Source organism: Pedobacter sandarakinus, assembly GCF_026240095.1.
Lineage (GTDB): Bacteria > Bacteroidota > Bacteroidia > Sphingobacteriales > Sphingobacteriaceae > Pedobacter > Pedobacter sandarakinus.
In genome coordinates this window covers 287,099-304,729 of sequence record NZ_JAPIVG010000004.1, presented here as the reverse complement: position 1 = coordinate 304,729, position 17,631 = coordinate 287,099, and the positions used below count along the sequence as shown (strand labels likewise).

The window sequence follows — 17,631 nt, the reverse complement described above, 5'->3', positions numbered from 1 at the left end:
ATTTTATACATCAGCACACTATGGAAAATTCTAGAAGAAAATTTATTAAACAATCTGCAATATTTGCTGCTGCCACTTATGCGGGTACCATGGGTATGAGCGCCAAAAGCTATGGAAGAATTATCGGTGCAAACGATAGGGTACGGGTAGGCGTTGTAGGATTTTCAGATCGTTTCAAAGATACCTTGCTCCCCTGTTTCTTAAACCATAACAAGGAATTAAATTTCGATGTTGTTGGGCTTTCTGACCTTTGGAGCTATCGCCGTAATTTGGGAATTGCGCATTTAAAAGAGAAGTTCGGTCATGATATTAAAGCATGCCGCAACAATGATGAGCTTTACGCCACCAAAAATTTAGATGCTGTAATTATAAGTACTGCAGATTTTCAGCATGCACTCCACACCATCGAAGCGGTTAAGGCCAACTGCGATGCATATGTAGAAAAGCCCTTCGCAGAAACCATGGACGATGCCAAAGCTGCATTAAAAGCTGTAAAAGCTACAGATAGAATTGTACAAATTGGTTCGCAACGCAGAAGTGGAGAAAATTACGCCAATGCGGCAAAGTTTATCCAGGAGGGGAAATTCGGTCCCATCACGGCGGTAGATTTAGTGTGGAATGTAAACCAGCCGGGTCGCTGGCGCAGGCCAGATTTAGTTGCTAAATTAAAAGAAGAAGACATAGACTGGAAGCGCTTTTTACTTAACCGCCCGGCAGAAGCGTTTGACCCTAGAAAATATCTGGAATATCGCCTATTCTGGCCTTATTCGTCTGGTATGCCGGGGCAATGGATGTCGCACCAGATTGACACCGTACACTGGTTTACCAACCTTAAACATCCACGCAGCGTTGTGGCAAATGGTGGCATTTATACCTGGAAAGATGGCCGGAGAAACTGGGATTCCATGGTGGCTGTTTTTGATTACGGCACGCCAAAAGGCGATGACGGTTTCCAGGTTACTTTTACTTCAAGAATGCAAAATAGTGTAGGCGACGTAGGTGAGGTTTACTATGCTAATGGCGGTGAGCTCAACTTAATTACCAATAAAGTGTCGCCAAAAGGTGGCTTAAAACAACAAGAAGCATCGGCAATGGGTATGCAACCTAACCTATTACCCGAATTTGATTTAAGCAAAACTGCTGTTAAAGCAGCAACAGGTGCAAATATGGGTGGCGACCCGCTTACATCAGGGCATATGCGTAACTGGATGGAGTGCGTTCGCAGCCGTAAAACCCCCAATGCGCCAGTAGAGGCGGGTTACTCGCACTCAATTGCCAATATCATGACAAACGCCGCTGTGCATACCGGTGCTAAATCTACGTTCGATGAAAGCAAGCAGGAAGTAATGGCAAACGGCAAAGTGTTTAAATATTAATTCAGCTGCAAATTTATACTATCCGAAACATCAAATTATCATGTACAACATTAGAAAATATAGTATTCTAGCGCTCTCCCTTATTAATTTCTCGGCCTTTGCACAAAAAGCAAAGCCACTTTTTGATGGTAAAACCCTAACCGGCTGGAAAGCTGTTGCAGGGGCGGCACCCTACAAGGTAGAAGATGGTATGATTGTAGGTACCATGACTAAAGGCACACCAAATTCATTCCTAATTACTGAAAAAGAATACGGCAATTTTGTGCTGGAGCTTGATGTAAAACTGGAAGGCGAAACTACTAATTCTGGTATACAAACCCGCAGTCACCTAAAACCCGAAGGTAATGATGGTAAAGGCCTGGTGTTTGGTAGACAGGTAGAAATAGACCCAACGCCCCGAGCCTGGACAGGCGGTATTTACGACGAGGCACGCAGGCTATGGCTTTACCCCTTAGCGTTAAATCCCCTGGCTAAACCATTGTACAAAAAGAATGAATTTAACCATTATAAAATAGAGTGTATTGGTAACGAAACCAAAACTTGGGTAAATGGCGTTCCTGTGGCATACGTAATCGATACCTTAGATCAATCTGGTTTTATCGGCCTGCAGGTGCATGGCATAGGCAATAACCTCGAAAACGATGGTAAGAAAGTTTATTTCAAAAATATTAACATTCAAACTGGTAACTTAAAAGCAAGCGTGTTTCCAAAGGGTGTTTATACCGTTAATTTTACCCCGAACAGCTTATCTGCTTACGAAAAATCTGAAGGATACCAGTTGCTTTTCGATGGTAAAAGTAACGCGGGCTGGGTTGGCGCATATAAAGCTGCATTTCCGGCTAAAGGATGGAAGATTGACAATGGACTTATTAGCGTGGAGCCATCCGGCGGAGCCGAATCTACTAATGGAGGAGATATTGTTACCAAAGAAGAATTTGCTGCTTTTGATATGTCTTTCGAATTTAGACTTACCCCAGGCGCAAACAGCGGGGTAAAATATTTCGTAACCCTAAGCGAAAAGAATACCGGATCTGCCATTGGTTTGGAATACCAGGTGCTAGATGATGTACTACACCCCGATGCCAAACTCGGCCGGGATGGCAACAGAACGCTGGCCTCGCTTTACGATTTAATGACTGCGAAAAAAGAAGCACGCTACCTTCGTCCGATTGGGAGCTGGAACAACGGCCGTGTGGTGGTTTACCCTAATAACAAGGTAGAGCATTATTTAAACGGCGTTAAAGTATTAGAATACCAACGCGGTTCGGCAGATTTTAAACACCTGGTGGCCATAAGTAAGTACAAAGACTGGAAAAACTTTGGCGAAGCTGCCAAAGGACATATCTTACTGCAAGACCATGGGAATAAAGTTGATTTTAGAACCATTAAGTTGAAGAAATTATAAGCTAAAGGTTTATATTGGCGCTTTCATTTGTTTGAAAATTAATGTGCGCAAAGGTGGCGGCCTTCAGCCCCGCTATTGCTTATAGTCCTTGCTCGTAAACTCGCTGCGGGCTATTTAGCGCTATCGGGTTTAGGTTTAACGTTTGTGCAAAAAAACCAACCAAAGTGGCAATTGCATTGCAAATTAGCCCCGACATAAACGAAAATACCCCGATTTTTCTTCGGAGATTGAAGTATTGGCGGGAGGAGCTTTAATACCAAGTACTGCAATTGCGCTCCAAAATAAGAGAAAGAGAAAATGATGCATCGTCGATCGTTTATAAAAAATACTGCTTTGCTTAGTTCAGGGCTTTTTGTTTCAGATACTGTTTTTGCAAGCCTTGGCGGCAATAAAGAAAATAAATTAAATATTGCAATGATTGGTTGTGGCGATAGGGGCAAAGGCGTTCTGTCGGTTATAAAAGGCATGCCAGATAAATTTACGACCGTTGCTTATTGCGATGTGCTCGATTTTAGGTTAAAACAAGCCGAAAAATATGTTCCCACGGCTGCCAAAGCGTTTAAAGATTACCGTACCATTCTCGATGATAAAGCTATTGATGCCGTTTTTATTGCCACACCTTTAAGTGAGCATTATAAAATTGCGAAGGATGCGGTGCTTGCCGGAAAGCATGTGTATGTGGAAAAAACCATGACTTACAACATCACTGAGGCATTGAGCCTGAGAGAAATCGTAAAGAAACATCCTCAACAGATTTTCCAGGTTGGTTACCAATACCGTTATTCGCCACTCTATTTCAAGGTAAAAGATATGATTCAAAGTGGTTGGTTGGGCAAGGTTTCTCAAATAGATTGCAGGTGGGATCGCAATGGCAACTGGCGGCGTGCAGTTCCGGATCCAAGCCTGGAACGTAAAATTAACTGGCGGATGTACAAGGCCTATTCTGGTGGTTTAGCAGCCGAGCTATTGTCGCACCAGATTGATTTCATTAACTGGGCCTTCGAAACTCAGCCAGACGAAATTATGGGTGCAGGCGGTATCGATATTTTTAAAGATGGCCGGGAAACCTACGACAATATTCAATCCATACTTCGCTACAATGAAAAAGGGATGGTGGGCAATTTTGGAGCTACTTGCGGCAATGCCCGTGATGGGTATTTGTTTAAAATTAAAGGCACAAAAGGTTCTGTTTCTTTGCTTACTGATACAGGAGTTTTCTATCCTGAAGATAGCACAAAGAAGGAATTAGGCATTGTAGATGGTGTAACCGGAGCAACAAAAATTGTTGTAAATAAAGATGGCGGCGTGCCCATTTTAGATAAGGCCACGCAGGATGGCACTACCTATGCCTTAGCAGAATTTTATTTATCTGTTACAACGGGAAAACGACCAGCATCTAACATCGATACCGGTACCCAGGCCGCTATATGCGTGGCCATGTGTAACGAAGCCATATATACAGGCAATAAACAACTTTGGAAAAAAGAATACAACACCTAAAATACACACAAGGTTGTTTGATATTTTACAAATCTGAATAACAAGGCAAAGCTTCTGTATACACAAAGGTGCCATTTTGGTTATTCATTTTGGCATACACATGTTGCAGTCCATTGGTAAGTACTATCCATTTAGCTTGGTGAATAGAATTGTACCGGGAGGCCTGTTCGAAAACTGCAGGTGTAATTTTAACCTTCGGCGCTTTACATTCTATCAATACCAGTTTTTCACCTTTTGAATTGAAGATGAGGATGTCGCTTCGTTTTTGCAACTGGTTTAAAACCAATCCGCCCTCTATCTGTATTAGCGTTTTAGGAAATTGATAATGGAGGATTAGGTTTTGAATAAAATGTTGCCTCACCCATTCTTCTGGAGTAAGTACCAGGTGCTTTTTTCTTAACTCATCGAAAATGTACACCTGCCCATTATTACTTGTTATTTTAAACGGATAGGTTGGTAAGTTAAGAGGTGTAGGATTAAACATTTTTAGTAGGAGTTTGCCTGCAATTTTACGATAAAACATTTTAACAATAAAACAATCCAACATAAAACCTAAATCGTAATTTTACGGCAATGACTGCTGCCGAAATTATTAAAGATTTAAAATCGAGAAAATATAAGCCCGTTTATTTGCTGCATGGCGAAGAGTCTTTTTACATCGACCAAGTAACGGATTTTATTGAAGATAAGTTGCTGAGCGATGCCGAGAAAGGGTTTAATCAAACCGTATTATACGGCAAAGATACCGATATGGCTACGGTTTTGGGAGCAGCGAAACGCTACCCCATGATGGCCGAATACCAGGTGGTTATTGTAAAAGAAGCACAGGATTTGAAATGGGGTAAAGAAGATGCAGGCAGTAAAGAGGCCGAATTCGTACTAAACTATTTTGAGAAGCCCTTGCCCAGTACCGTACTCGTTATGGCTTACAAACATGCCAATTTCGATAAGCGTAAAAAGATTTACAAAGCCATTGCTAAAAGTGGTTTAATATTTCAATCAGATCCAATCCGCGATTATAAGATTGTTGCATGGATTGAAGATTTTATCAGGGAAAAGGGTTACAAGGTAGATCAGCAGGCGTCTGCACTTATGGCCGAATACCTGGGTACCGACTTATCTAAAATTGCCAACGAGATAGAAAAGCTAATGCTCAATGTATCTAAAGAAACGGTAATTAACGCCGATCTAGTACAGAAGAATATTGGAATTAGCAAAGAATACAATGTTTTTGAATTGCAAAAAGCACTGGCAATTAGGGATGTACTGAAGTGCAATAAAATCATTAATTATTTTGCCAGTAACCCGAAAGCGAATCCTATGGTAATGGTTCTTGCAAATTTGGGGGGCTATTTTACTAAACTGCTTAAATATCATTATGTACCCAACAAGGCAGATGCAGCATCTGTGCTAGGCGTGCCGCCTTTCTTTATTAAAGATTATGAGGTAGCGGCAAGAAATTATCAGCCAGGCAAAGTTTTTCAAGTAATTAGCTTGCTAAGGGAATACGATTTGAAAAGTAAAGGATTAGAGAGTTCGGGAAATGTGGGCGATGGAGAATTGTTGAAAGAATTAATTTTTAAAGTTATACATTAACATCAATTGCATAAAGTCGAAAATATATTAAATCATGTTACAGGGACTTAGAACGATAGTTTATCATGTTGGCGATTTGGATGCAGCCAAAGTATGGTACAAAAATGTATTCGAAATAGCGCCTTACTTTGATGAGCCTTTTTATGTTGGTTATAACGTTGGCGGCTTTGAGTTGGGTTTAGACCCAGATGGTGAAACTTATAGCGCCGGAAACCACGCCATAACCTATTGGGGGGTGAAGGATATCAAGATTGCTTTCGAAAGGTTTGAAAAGCTCGGCGTAACCATACACGAATTACCGAAGAATGTAGGCGGGCCCATTTGGGTTGGAAGCATCTTCGACCCATTCGGCAACGTCATCGGGCTTATTGAAAACCCCGAATTTCAACTTCCTTAAAGTGCAATAACCACAGTGATAACGGTGAATAGTGCTGCTGCGGCAGACAAGGTAAGGTATTCTACAAAACCTTTGCGTAATGAAGTTTTGTTGTAAGCAATGTTTCTATACATTTTAACGTAGGCAGAGTCTGCCAATAGGGAGGTATCGCTTACATCTGCTGCTTTGGGTTTAAAGTAGTCTGATGTGCGGCCGGTTCTGCCTTTTCGATATAATTTTAAGTCGGCCTTACTCAGCTTAAAGTCAGCAACATCTGTGCGTACAATATTTTCGAGCTTTGTATTCCTTTGTATTTGCGAAAAAACGGCATCACCGTTTAGGCAAAATAGTAGCAGAAAAAGTAAATGTTTTAGTTTCATGGAGACGGTACAAATATCAATATTATAAATTATTTACGGTAAATAAAAACCAGAGAAAAATGAAAATTTTTTATTTGCCGTTGATCCAAATTTTTGCCTGGTTTATGGCTGCATCATCCGTTGCAGAGGATTTTACTAAGACATCAGGTATAATCTTGCTGCGGTATTCTTTTTTGTTTCGGTCTGCGGTATAGCTTACTGCCAGATACAGAAAGGATCCGTCTGATAATTCGAAGCCAGCATTCGCAGAAGTATATCCTCCGGTGGGTTCGCCAAATAGTTTTACATTTGATTTTCCAATAAATGAGATGGCGGTCATTTCGCCACTACTGCTTGTTTTGGGTCCAACAAGCACAGCTATTTTAGGATTTGAGTTTTTCAATGTATAGGGTGCTGTAATATTAACGCCCATTGTGGCTTTATTTTTTTTAGTTGCCATATAGTACCAAGGGTTTACCTTCTTCTCATCACCATTTCTGGCCATGAAATAACCTAATGTTCCGCTTCCGGTAAGCGGACCCAAACCGGCAATCATGGGGTACATATTTCCTCCGGTATTCTCTCTCAGATCTACAATCCATCCGTTTATAGTATGCTCGAGATCCATTTTTCTAAGCTCTTGTTGTATGTTATTGGCAAAAACATCTTTGGTTTTCTGGTCTAAAGAACTAAAACCAGGAACCGAAATGTAGCCAATTGCGCCGTCGAACAAGTCGAATTTTAATTTTTCGGGATTCATATTACCGCTGGCATATTTCTGTGCAGTAACTTTAGATTGTATAAAAGAATGGTTATCTCCAACATTTTTAAGTGCCGCCATTAAATATCCGGTTACAGATTTTGAATCGTCAATGGTTTTGAGTCCCATAGAGAGGTATTTAAGATCTACATCAATATCGGCCCAATTTAATGAGTCCTTATATATCGAATTATTTTTTATGATGTTCTTAAATTCATCAACATATTTTGCTACTTCATCACTTGGCGCTACACTGGGCATTGGCAGTTCTACTATATCAAAATCGTCCAGCCAAACAGTACCTTTTCCCATCAGATAAAAACCAAAAAGCAACTTTCGTGTTTCCCTCGGTAAGGTTAGTTCCAGGCTGTATTTTTTCCAGTCTGCAGTTCCCTGTATCTTACCGTGCTGACTTTGCGTGTTCTGGAAACCAATAATTTTATTGTCTTTATCCCAAATTTGGCACCAATAGGCAACATCTCCCGCTACTGCTTCAATCTTTGCGTAGCCACTTACAGTCACTTTTCTAATTCCGGAGGGTTGCAATGCAATTATCTGATACACGCTCTGGAACGTGTTTGGCTTAACCAAATCCGTCGCAGCGATCTTAATTGAGGTCTTGCCAGAATGAGCGACAGAATCATCAATGTTAACATTATAGCCTTCAATTAACTTGGTTCCCCAATCTGTAGGCAAGCCGGTTTGGCCTTTAAATTCAAATGAACTATTCTGAATCTGGCTGTAGGAGCAAATACTAGTCAATAGGATGAGCAATGTTGAAAGCGTTTTTTTCATGTAAATATACCTAGGTCTTTTGGGATGAGTTACCTTATCAAATATAACTTTTCAGTTGAGTATAATGTAACATTCTTTTCAATTGCAATGTGATTTTAGTCAAAAGTGATTGTGCTTTTTTCTGGTGCAGTAGTTTCTTTTTCCACGGCGTTTAGTCGGTAGTTGGCAAACAAAAAACTATTAACCTGATTTAATGTTTATTGCTGAAATTATGGAGTATTGGCTTTAAAGAAAACTATTGATAACACAATTTGTTTAATTTTTATGCCTACTACAAGAGAACTTATCAGTAAGATCAATAAGATCTTTGAAGAGAACAAAATTGAAGAATTTATTACACTTCTTTCGGACGATATTGTTTGGGAGATGCATAGCTCTTCAACAGGACATACCACGCTAAGTGGTAAAAACGAAATTAAAAATATGGGCGCAGGAGATAAGCTGCCAAAGCGCATGTTTTTCAAATTCGGAACAATCATTATTGATGGGGAAAAGGCTTCGGTAGAATGCACCACATCAGGTGAGATGCCTGACGGAAGTCAATACAAGGGGTTTTCATGTGATATTTATCATTTTTCTGATGAGAAAGTGGTACGCATTATTTCTTATGTGGTAGATGGCAACATGCAGTCATCTAATTAATGCATGCTATAGTGTTAAATACTCACAAGTAAGCACATGTTGATGTATGCAAAATGCTATTCATCATGATACAAAGCAAAGCATTTCAAAAGCTTCAATGCTTGACAGCACAAGCTATGATATGCGGCTTGAAACTTTTAATCGTCTATTAATAACTATAAAACACAATGTAATGAGAAAATCAATGATTGCCCTAGCTTTGGCTGCCGCAGGTATGTTTACCTTACCATCATGTAACGATGAAAATGAAAAAACCGACATCGTTGAATCTGGAACTTACCAAGGCACAGCTGAAAAAGTAGATGGCGATGAAAAGGAAATTTATGTAAGAACAGCCGACAATAAATTACTTGAATTATACCTAACGGATAGTACTACACTAACCAAAGGTGGAGCAACGGTGCCATTCGATTCAGTTAAAAAAGACGGTATGTTAGAGGTGAGGGTAGAGAAGAGAGGTAACAAAATGGCACCTTTGGCTGTAGACATCTTACCTAACTAATGAACCAGATTCCATCAATGTGGCGAACTGAGTTATGGCATCCCATGCTCGTTCATTTACCCATTGCAACCCTGCTATTGGCAACAGTGGCAGGGCTTATTGCTGCCTTTTTAAAGAAGGGGAGGGTGAAGTTAGCACTTGCTGATTTTACTTTCATTTTGCTTACAATTGGTGTGATTACGATTTGGATGGGAATTTATACCGGCTTACTGGCCTATAAAATTGAGGTGAGGACACTGTGCGATCCTCAAGTGCTAAAGACACATCAATATTGGGCTTATATTGCAGCCTATATCTATACCTTTGCATTAGTGGTTCAGCTTATTTCTTTCCGTTTTTCCCGCTGGAAGATCTGGTTTAGGATAGTTCGTAATTTACTGCTATTGGCGGGTTGCCTTGCACTTGGATATTGCGGGCATCTGGGCGCTTCGGTAGTTTATCAGCAAGGCGGCGGCGTCTATAAGCCCTCAGTAGGGTGCAAAGAGTTTATCAAATAAAATTGGCTTATTAATGATTGATTAATCGCCTCAAATTCTGTTTTTAAATCGGATTTTCTGTCGATGAATGAGCTTCTTTGCGTAAATGGAAAACGCGAAGGTATTGTCATTCATGAATTAAAATCTTGATACATATGGTGCTTTAGAAAAAAATATCGCTTTTAGCTAACAGGAATGCGAATTATAAATTTTGAACCTTTGCCAGGCAGGCTTTCTGCCCAAATTTCACCACCGTGTAGCGTAATAATCTCTTTGCATACATACAGCCCTATTCCAAAACCAGCAACGGTCATCATCTCCCTACTTTCAGCACGATAATAGGGTTCAAAAATCCGGTTGATATCTTTCGCTGCAATGCCCATCCCATCATCACAAACCGATATGGATGCATAATGATCAGACTCTGTACAGGCTACCCGAATAACGCTACCCAAAGGAGAATATTTAATTGCGTTACTAATAAGGTTATGAACAACTTGAATTATTTTATCTCCATCTGCATAAATCATCACACTTTCTATTTCATCGAATAAAATCGTATGGCTAAAAATGCTGGTGTAAACATCATCCTTAACCTCATCTAAAAGCGCCTTGAGATTGGTCTGATCGCGATGTATGGTTATTTTTCCCGATTCAAGTCTAGAAAGATTCAGGAATCCATCGATCATTTTGGCCATTTTGGATGTTTGGTTATCCGCCTTGCGGATGGCGACAATTGCTGTTTCGCTAAGCCCTTCACTTAATCTATTCAACGCAACTTGTATAAAAGCCTTAGTCGATGTAATTGGCGTTTTCAGCTCATGGCTAACCATGCCTATAAAATCGTTCTTTCGCAACTCGTCATTTTTTTGCTCGGTAACATCCATCAATATGCCTGCAATGAGGCCATTTTCTTCTGAAGGTGTACTGCCACCAAAGTCACCTATTGCCCGTATCCAGCGAAGGCGGTTATCTGGAAGTAACCGAAGTGGGAATGAAATATCAAATGTGGAGCGCATCCTTTTTGCTTTATTTAGGTCTTGAATTACAGCCTGACGAAATTCCCTATCAATACGGTTCGCAATTGATAGGAGACTGATTTTTTCATTAGGGCTGCAATCCAATAGTGTTTCGCCACGTGCATCGATGGAAAGCGTACTAAGTAATCCATCAACAGACCATGTGCCAAAATTGGCGGCATCAATTGCCTGACGTAGCGCAGTTTGTGCTTTGGAGACTTGTTTTTTTGCCGCTTTTAATTCATCATTGGCCACCAGTAACAGCCCATTGGCAGAAACCAGGTCTACATTTGCTTCAACCAGCTTTTCGTTGGTTGTTCCTAAGTCGTTACTCGATAGCTGAAGCAATTCTAAAGCCCGCCTTAACTCTGTTACGTCTCTGGTTGTACCTGCTATACTCCGAACCTTTCCATCTGTTCCAAAGACCGGCGTAAATATGTAATCATAGTAGCGTGTACCTTCAATGGCATGGGGAAAAGTAACTTCTCCTCTAATGGGTTTTCCTGTTAATACTACCTGATCAATTTCCCGCTTATGCATCTGCGCATGCCAAGGTTCGTACCCATTTTCGAGCATTCCCTTCCCAATTGCATCTTCTGCTTTCTTTCCCCACATGGCCAGTAAAGCCTCATTGGCATAGATAAAACGATAGTCTAAGTCGAAAAGATACATTAAATCTGGGGTAGAAGAGGTGATGGTTTCGTAAGTCGTTTTCAAATCCAACGCCATTTCGTGTGAAGAAGTAAGGGAAAGCTCAGCATTTTTTCTTGCCGTGATATCCTTTGCCGTACCAACCCACTCTAAAATTTCTCCATCCTCGCTCAGTAATGGTATAGCCCTCGAGAAAGTCCAACCCGTTAAACCATTTACCTGATTTACCCGATGCTCTAATTCGAAAATCTTTTTCTCGCTGATGGCTTCTTCAATTCGTTTATTTACCAATTCCAGATCATCCACAAAAACATTTATCTCTTTCCATCCGCTAATCGGCCTGTCAGAATTCTTCAAAAAACCTCTACCATCTAACTCATGCATAACCTCCCAGTCGGCGCTCAATCGGTAAACGATGTCAGACGTAGCCTCAATAAAAGCCGCAAACCGCTGAACAGGTGTAATTCCACGGTCCTGGTTTAAATATGAAGGTTCATTGGTCTCTTCCATTCCTAGTCTCAATTTTTCATGGGGATTTTTGCGATTGTTTTTAGTTACCTAAGGGTTTTGGTAAAGATGATGATAACCATTGTTAAATTTGTCATAAATGTGAATACAAGGTGGAATTTTTTAAGCAGCTCAAACATTATGGTCAACATATATTAGCTGAAAATATCCACTGAATTATCACTCCTTCCCTCATGCCAACTCAATCTCCAACAAAAATTTTCCGGTATTCTGAAACGTTAATCGCACATAAATTAACACATGGCGTGGCTATTTGTTCTAATTATTCACGATTAATCAGGAGAATGTTTCAAGGCAAAAAAGAAAAGACTTCAACTTTGTTGCATAGCAATTTAACCTAGTTAATTAGCATGCAAGGTCTTCTTTTCGAAAGAAAATTCGGCATTTCCAGATAAGTGATTTGGGGAACAGTTGTTTCCAATACGAAGTCTGTTTAGCACTCACATTCCATATCAAAGTGGAGGATGTAATGGTTTAAATAAGGTGCCATCATTTTGGAGATCAATTGATCCATTTTAGCTTTCTACCATTTTTTAGAATGTGTTTTCTAATCCGTTCAGTTTTATTAGTTTTGGGATCATGATTGCAAAAAGTACCAAACAGAATGTTGCTGTTATATTTTAGGATGCCTGAACGAAACTTTAAATCTTCTAAAACTGGATTGGTTAGTTATGTTCTGAGATTTTGAAAAAGTGGCTTTTTGGCCAATTTGAATAAGAATTATATTGTGCTTTTTTAAGTCGTTTAAAAAAATTAAAACAAATGAATCATTGGTTAGTAAAGTCAGAGCCTTTTAAATACAGTTGGGAAAAATTTAATGAAGATGGTCGTACTTTTTGGGATGGCGTTCGCAATTACCAGGCAAGGAATAACCTTAAAGATATGCAGGTTGGCGATTTAGTGCTTTACTATCACAGCAATGAGGGGAAGAATGTGGTTGGGATTGCGAAGGTGGTCAAAGCGTATTACCAGGATCCCACAACCGAAGATGCAAACTGGGTAGTGGTAGATTTAGCGCCTGTAGAAAGTCTAAAAAATCCTGTTTCCTTAGCGCAAATCAAAGCCGAGCCTAGTTTGGCTGATATTTCATTAATTCGCCAGGGCCGATTATCTGTGATGCCCCTGAAAGCGTCAGAGTTTGATAAGATACTGGAAATGGGCAGTTGATGCTCATTTCGGATAATACGATCACCCTGTAGGAATTTCTTCTGATGAGGTTTTGCTAAGAGTAATCCCTAAGGTCATTACAATACTTGTTCCTAGTACTACCAAAAACAAGAATGAGGGACCAACCTCGGGCATTTTCAAAAAATCTGGTATGTTGAAGTAAAGCAAAATGCTAATTAATCCCCGTGGGGCAATATAGGCGATGGGTGTAATTTCTCCTTTTTTAAAAATTCTGAGAAAGAAAAAACGTACTGCAAAAATTGTGGCAAGGATAAAGAAACCATTTGCTAACACCGGCTGATCATTCAGTTCCCTAACATTCATGGTGAAGCCGAAGATCACAAAGAAAAATGTGCGTAAAATAAATGCACTTTCTGCTGAGAGTTGGTAAAGTTGTGATAAATCTGCAGTGAGGTTTTTGTACAGGAATACACTTCTAAACCAGGTATGCTGGATGGTATCAACGTTGTTCAAAAATAATCCGGTACTTAAAATTAGTACCAGCGATGATAGGTGGTAAGATTGGCCAATGGCGTAAACTAAAATTAAAATCGAAATGATTAAGAAAAATTTGATGTGATGCACCAATTTACCCATAATGTAAAGCAATACCACACAAGCTACTGCAGATAGGAGAATGATTAGTGAAGTGCTTAACCCCAAACCGATAAATGCAGATGTAGAAATGGAATGGTTGGTAATGGCGAAGTTAAACAAGATAATGCCCAGGATATCTGAAAAAGAAGATTCATAAATGACGAATTCCTTATCCTGCTTGCCCAATGCAGCGGCAGTAGGTATAGCAATTGCAGAACTAATTACACTAAAAGGTATGGCGTTTGCAATGCAGGCATATAAACTTTTATGGCTGATTTGATAAATAATGAGCGTAATTACTGTTGCGCTCACCAGAAGAATGGTTAAGGCAGAGAAAAAAGCACTCTTAATGATGGCATTTTTCTTTCTATCGTATTTAAGCTCCAACGAACCTTCAAAAACAATCAGGATTAAACCAACTGTACCCAATGTAGGCAAAATCGATAAGAAATTGAAGGTTTGAATCTTAAGGTAATCTACTAAAAAGCGCAAGCCAATACCAAGCAATAACAAGAGTAATACTGATGGAATTTTTGTTCTACTCGCCACCAAATCAAAGAGATAGGAGAATATCACTAATCCGCTTAATACAATAAGGATGGTGTATGTTGTCATATATTTAGCGAATGATGATTTGCTAAAATAACGCAAACACGTTAAGTTAAGCGAAATTTTTTGTAAAAATTATGCTTTGAAGAATAGCGCCTTCAACTCATTGGCATCGTCGGGATGCATTTTACCTCCTAAAACTAAGCGAAGTTGCCTTCTGCGCAAGGCGCCATCAAAGAGGTTTATTTCCTCGGGCGTTTCCGGAATAACTTCAGGAACGGGAATTGTTCTGGCGCTTTGATCTACAGCAACAAATGTATAATAAGCTTCATTACTTTTCTGACGTGCCCCACTCGGAATATTTTCTGCCCAAACATCGAGTCTAACTTCCACAGAGGTGTTAAATGCCCGGGTTACTTTAGCTTCTATCGTAATCACGTCGCCAAGTTTTATGGGATGTTTAAAAGAAACATTGTCTACCGATGCTGTAACCACAATGCGGTTACAGTGTTTTTGAGCCGAAATTGCAGCAGCAATGTCCATCCAGTGTAGCAAACGGCCACCCATTAAGTTATTTAAGGTATTGGTATCGTTAGGTAATACCAACTCATTCATCACTGTAAAACTCTCTTTTGCAAATTTCTTTTTTAAGCTCATCATTTAGCGCAAAAGTAATTAAATTGTTCCTAAAATTACGTAATCTCAAAAAGCATCGTTCAATGGTAATTTCGATAAGTTACAACAGTTTATTAAGGGATGATAAAGCATACAGAATTGCCCTAAATGGGGAGTAAATTTTAGCAAAACAAAACAAAGTGTATCCTGTTATCTAGCTTAAAACCCATCAAATGCAAAATCAAACGATCATTCAATATTTTCATTGGTATTACAATGAACAAGATAACCTGTGGACAAAAGTCGCCAAGGAGGCTTCCAATTTAAAAGAAATTGGCATTACTGGTGTTTGGTTACCGCCCGCTTATAAAGCCAGCACAGGAGGTTATTCGGTAGGCTACGATGTTTACGACCTGTTTGATTTGGGCGAATTTGACCAAAAAGGGAGTGTAAACACGAGATATGGATCCAAGGAAGAATATCTAACGGCTATTAAATCTTTGCAGGAACAGGGCGTTGCCGCTATAGCAGATGTCGTTTTCAATCATAAAGCTGGAGGGGATGAACTTGAGAAGGTGAAGGTAAAAACTGTAGATCCTGATAATAGAAATGAATTTACCAGCGATATTTTTGAAATTGAGGCATGGACGAAATTTACATTCCCCAACCGTGCGGGAAAATATTCTGAGTTTATCTGGGATCACCAGTGTTTTAGCGGGGTAGATTGGGCAGAAGATAGACAGGAAACGGCAATTTTTTCTATTCAAAATGCTGTTGGCGAGGGTTTTGAAGAAGTGCCATCCGTGGAGCATGGCAATTACGACTACCTGATGTATGATGATATTGATTTCAGGAATAGGGCAGTAGTAGAAGAGCTGAAATATTGGGGCGAATGGTTAGTAGATACGACAAATGTTGATGGGTTTAGGTTGGATGCAGTAAAACACATCAACCCAGATTTTATTAAAGAGTGGATTACACACCTGGAGGCAAAATATAATAAACAGTTTTTTATTGTTGCCGAAGATTGGAACGTAGAGAATGCTGATTCGCAGCTAGAGTACATCGATCTGATGGAAGGCAGAACTCAGATTTTCGACTCCCTGTTGCATCATAACTTCTTTTTGGCCAGTAAAGCAGGTAGCGAGCACGACATGAGGACCATTTTTGAAAATACTTTAGTTTCTATTAGACCAGAACTAGCAGTAACTTTTGTAGATAATCACGATTCGCAGCCATTGCAGGCCTTAGAAAGTTATGTAGATTTCTGGTTCAGACCTATAGCTTATGCCTTAATCTTACTACGTATGCAGGGTATCCCATGCCTGTTTTTCCCAGATTTATATGGCGGAATTTATGATGATAAAGACAATGAAGGCCAAGAGGCACATGTAGAACTTGCTGTTTTACCTTCGCTAGAGGTGATGACTAAAGTAAGAATGTACGCCGCTTATGGGGAACAAAATGATTACTTTGATCATGGAAATTGTGTAGGATGGACCAGAAGTGGCGATGAAGAACATGAAAACAGTGGCTTAGCGGTATTGCTGAGCAATGGCGAAGAAGGATTCAAGTATATGGAAATCGGCCAACAGTTTTCTGGGAAAACTTTTGTAGATGCATTAGGTCATCTTGATCATGAAGTAGTGATTGATGAGAACGGCGGTGCAGAATTCCATTGCAATGCCGGCAGTGTTTCAGTTTGGGTACTGCAAAATTCATAATATAAAAACACCCACAGCAATTCAATAATTCGCTGTGGGTGTTTTTGGATCATAGAAAAGCATCTTCATGTCGGTAGGCAGCGATTAATGCCATTTCGCCTTCTTTACCCGATTTTGAGTTGCCATGCTCCATGCCCAAAACACCTTTATATCCTTTTTTATGGAGGTGCTTAAAAACATTTTTATAATTAATTTCCCCGGATGTGGGTTCGTTTCTGCCTGGATTGTCGCCGATTTGAATGTAAGCAATTTCATCCCAGCAACGGTCTATGGTTTTGATTAAATCTCCTTCAGTGCGCTGCATGTGATAGATATCATATAAAATTTTGCACGCCGGACTTTGTACGGCCTTGCATACCGCATAGGTTTCGTTTGTTTTCTGCAGAAAAAGTTCGGGGGTATCGCTTAGGGTTTCTAAAACCATGATTAAACCATGGGGCTCGAAAATCTCAGCGCCAGCACGCATGGCATCAATCACATTGGCAAATTGGTTGCCATAAGGCAAATTGCGCTCGTAAAAACCAGGTACAACAGTTAACCATTTTGCATTGCAACGTTTTGCTGCTTCTACAGATCTTTTGCAGGTATCTATAAATTTATCTTTGAACTCCTTTTTTCCGGTTGCTAATGAGGGTTTCCAATTGTCTCCACCATCTACAACAAAAACGCCCATCCGCATTCCAAGTTTAGCTAGTAATTGGCCTATTTTCTCCTGGTCGGCTACTGGCCGGTTTAAATAGCCATTATCTTCAATAGACCGAAATCCACTATCATAAATAAACTGAATTTGATCAAGAAAATTTTTGCCTGCATGGTTCGAGAACATCCCATCGTGTGGTGCATAATCCAGGTTAAAGGGTTTGTCAGCCAATAGATTTTGCTGAGTGTAAGGGTGGCCTGCTACTGCGGTACCAAAACCAGTGGTTATCGCACCAGCAGTAAGCAAGGTATTTCGAATGAAGTCACTTCTTTTCATGTCGTTATTAGTTTAAAG

17 protein-coding genes are annotated in these 17,631 nt (G+C 39.9%); 10 read left to right on the top strand and 7 right to left on the bottom strand.

Translation table 11 applies throughout. From position 1 onward, the window contains the following. The first annotated feature begins 20 nt into the window (after window positions 1-20). The 3 genes from OQ268_RS12765 to OQ268_RS12755 all read left to right on the top strand — a co-directional run bounded on the left by OQ268_RS12765 (window position 21) and on the right by OQ268_RS12755 (window position 4,281). Window positions 21-1,376 (top strand): Gfo/Idh/MocA family protein, encoded by a 1,356-nt coding sequence (locus OQ268_RS12765; RefSeq protein WP_265856529.1) that lies wholly within the window; start codon window positions 21-23, stop codon window positions 1,374-1,376. A 40-nt stretch (window positions 1,377-1,416) separates the two neighbouring features. Continuing rightward, window positions 1,417-2,781: a 3-keto-disaccharide hydrolase gene (locus OQ268_RS12760; RefSeq protein WP_265856528.1), complete on the top strand. Its 1,365-nt coding sequence runs from the start codon at window positions 1,417-1,419 to the stop codon at window positions 2,779-2,781. A 333-nt stretch (window positions 2,782-3,114) separates the two neighbouring features. Then, entirely contained in the window at window positions 3,115-4,281 is a 1,167-nt protein-coding gene (locus OQ268_RS12755) for a Gfo/Idh/MocA family protein (protein WP_265856527.1), read from the top strand. Between the two features lie 25 nt (window positions 4,282-4,306). Here OQ268_RS12755 and OQ268_RS12750 read toward each other — a convergent pair whose 3' ends face one another. Next, a complete protein-coding gene (locus tag OQ268_RS12750) occupies window positions 4,307-4,765 on the bottom strand; it encodes a type I restriction enzyme HsdR N-terminal domain-containing protein (protein ID WP_265856526.1) in 459 nt (152 codons plus the stop codon). 89 nt (window positions 4,766-4,854) lie between these two features. On the opposite strand from OQ268_RS12750, the gene holA reads away from it, so the two are divergent. Both holA and OQ268_RS12740 read left to right on the top strand, forming a co-directional pair. Next, window positions 4,855-5,877, top strand: coding sequence for a DNA polymerase III subunit delta (holA, locus tag OQ268_RS12745; protein ID WP_265856525.1), 1,023 nt, complete (start codon window positions 4,855-4,857; stop codon window positions 5,875-5,877). 34 nt (window positions 5,878-5,911) lie between these two features. Continuing rightward, window positions 5,912-6,274, top strand: coding sequence for a VOC family protein (locus OQ268_RS12740; protein ID WP_265856524.1), 363 nt, complete (start codon window positions 5,912-5,914; stop codon window positions 6,272-6,274). On the opposite strand, the gene OQ268_RS12735 is transcribed toward OQ268_RS12740, so the two are convergent. Then, window positions 6,271-6,633 carry a hypothetical protein gene (locus OQ268_RS12735; protein ID WP_265856523.1) on the bottom strand — a complete coding sequence of 121 codons (363 nt, stop codon included), beginning with the start codon at window positions 6,631-6,633 and terminating at the stop codon, window positions 6,271-6,273. The genes OQ268_RS12740 and OQ268_RS12735 overlap by 4 nt on opposite strands. Window positions 6,634-6,703: 70 nt before the next feature. After that, the gene (locus OQ268_RS12730) at window positions 6,704-8,167 is read right to left on the bottom strand and encodes a S41 family peptidase (RefSeq protein ID WP_265856522.1); all 1,464 of its coding nucleotides are present in this window, start codon (window positions 8,165-8,167) and stop codon (window positions 6,704-6,706) included. A gap of 264 nt (window positions 8,168-8,431) precedes the next feature. Here OQ268_RS12730 and OQ268_RS12725 point away from each other — a divergent pair, with 264 nt between their 5' ends. The 3 genes from OQ268_RS12725 to OQ268_RS12715 all read left to right on the top strand — a co-directional run bounded on the left by OQ268_RS12725 (window position 8,432) and on the right by OQ268_RS12715 (window position 9,808). Further along, entirely contained in the window at window positions 8,432-8,809 is a 378-nt protein-coding gene (locus OQ268_RS12725) for a nuclear transport factor 2 family protein (RefSeq protein WP_265856521.1), read from the top strand. Between the two features lie 172 nt (window positions 8,810-8,981). Next, on the top strand, window positions 8,982-9,311 hold the full coding sequence (locus tag OQ268_RS12720; protein WP_265856520.1) for a hypothetical protein: 330 nt from the start codon (window positions 8,982-8,984) through the stop codon (window positions 9,309-9,311). Then, a complete protein-coding gene (locus OQ268_RS12715) occupies window positions 9,311-9,808 on the top strand; it encodes a DUF2231 domain-containing protein (RefSeq protein WP_265856519.1) in 498 nt (165 codons plus the stop codon). The genes OQ268_RS12720 and OQ268_RS12715 overlap by 1 nt, the downstream gene beginning before the upstream one ends. Window positions 9,809-9,969: 161 nt before the next feature. Here OQ268_RS12715 and OQ268_RS12710 read toward each other — a convergent pair whose 3' ends face one another. Further along, a complete protein-coding gene (locus OQ268_RS12710; protein ID WP_265856518.1) occupies window positions 9,970-11,967 on the bottom strand; it encodes a PAS domain-containing sensor histidine kinase in 1,998 nt (665 codons plus the stop codon). Between the two features lie 780 nt (window positions 11,968-12,747). Here OQ268_RS12710 and OQ268_RS12705 point away from each other — a divergent pair. After that, complete coding sequence (locus OQ268_RS12705) at window positions 12,748-13,152, top strand: EVE domain-containing protein (RefSeq protein ID WP_265856517.1); 405 nt, start codon at window positions 12,748-12,750, stop codon at window positions 13,150-13,152. 21 nt (window positions 13,153-13,173) lie between these two features. On the opposite strand, the gene OQ268_RS12700 is transcribed toward OQ268_RS12705, so the two are convergent. Both OQ268_RS12700 and OQ268_RS12695 read right to left on the bottom strand, forming a co-directional pair. Next, on the bottom strand, window positions 13,174-14,364 hold the full coding sequence (locus OQ268_RS12700; RefSeq protein WP_265856516.1) for a cation:proton antiporter: 1,191 nt from the start codon (window positions 14,362-14,364) through the stop codon (window positions 13,174-13,176). A gap of 69 nt (window positions 14,365-14,433) precedes the next feature. After that, window positions 14,434-14,955 (bottom strand): acyl-CoA thioesterase, encoded by a 522-nt coding sequence (locus OQ268_RS12695; protein ID WP_265856875.1) that lies wholly within the window; start codon window positions 14,953-14,955, stop codon window positions 14,434-14,436. A 191-nt stretch (window positions 14,956-15,146) separates the two neighbouring features. Between OQ268_RS12695 and amyA the strand changes: the two genes are divergently transcribed. Then, window positions 15,147-16,637, top strand: coding sequence for an alpha-amylase (gene amyA / locus OQ268_RS12690; protein WP_265856515.1), 1,491 nt, complete (start codon window positions 15,147-15,149; stop codon window positions 16,635-16,637). A 49-nt stretch (window positions 16,638-16,686) separates the two neighbouring features. Here amyA and OQ268_RS12685 read toward each other — a convergent pair whose 3' ends face one another. Continuing rightward, window positions 16,687-17,613, bottom strand: coding sequence for a hydroxypyruvate isomerase family protein (locus tag OQ268_RS12685; protein ID WP_265856514.1), 927 nt, complete (start codon window positions 17,611-17,613; stop codon window positions 16,687-16,689). Window positions 17,614-17,631 lie beyond the last annotated feature (18 nt).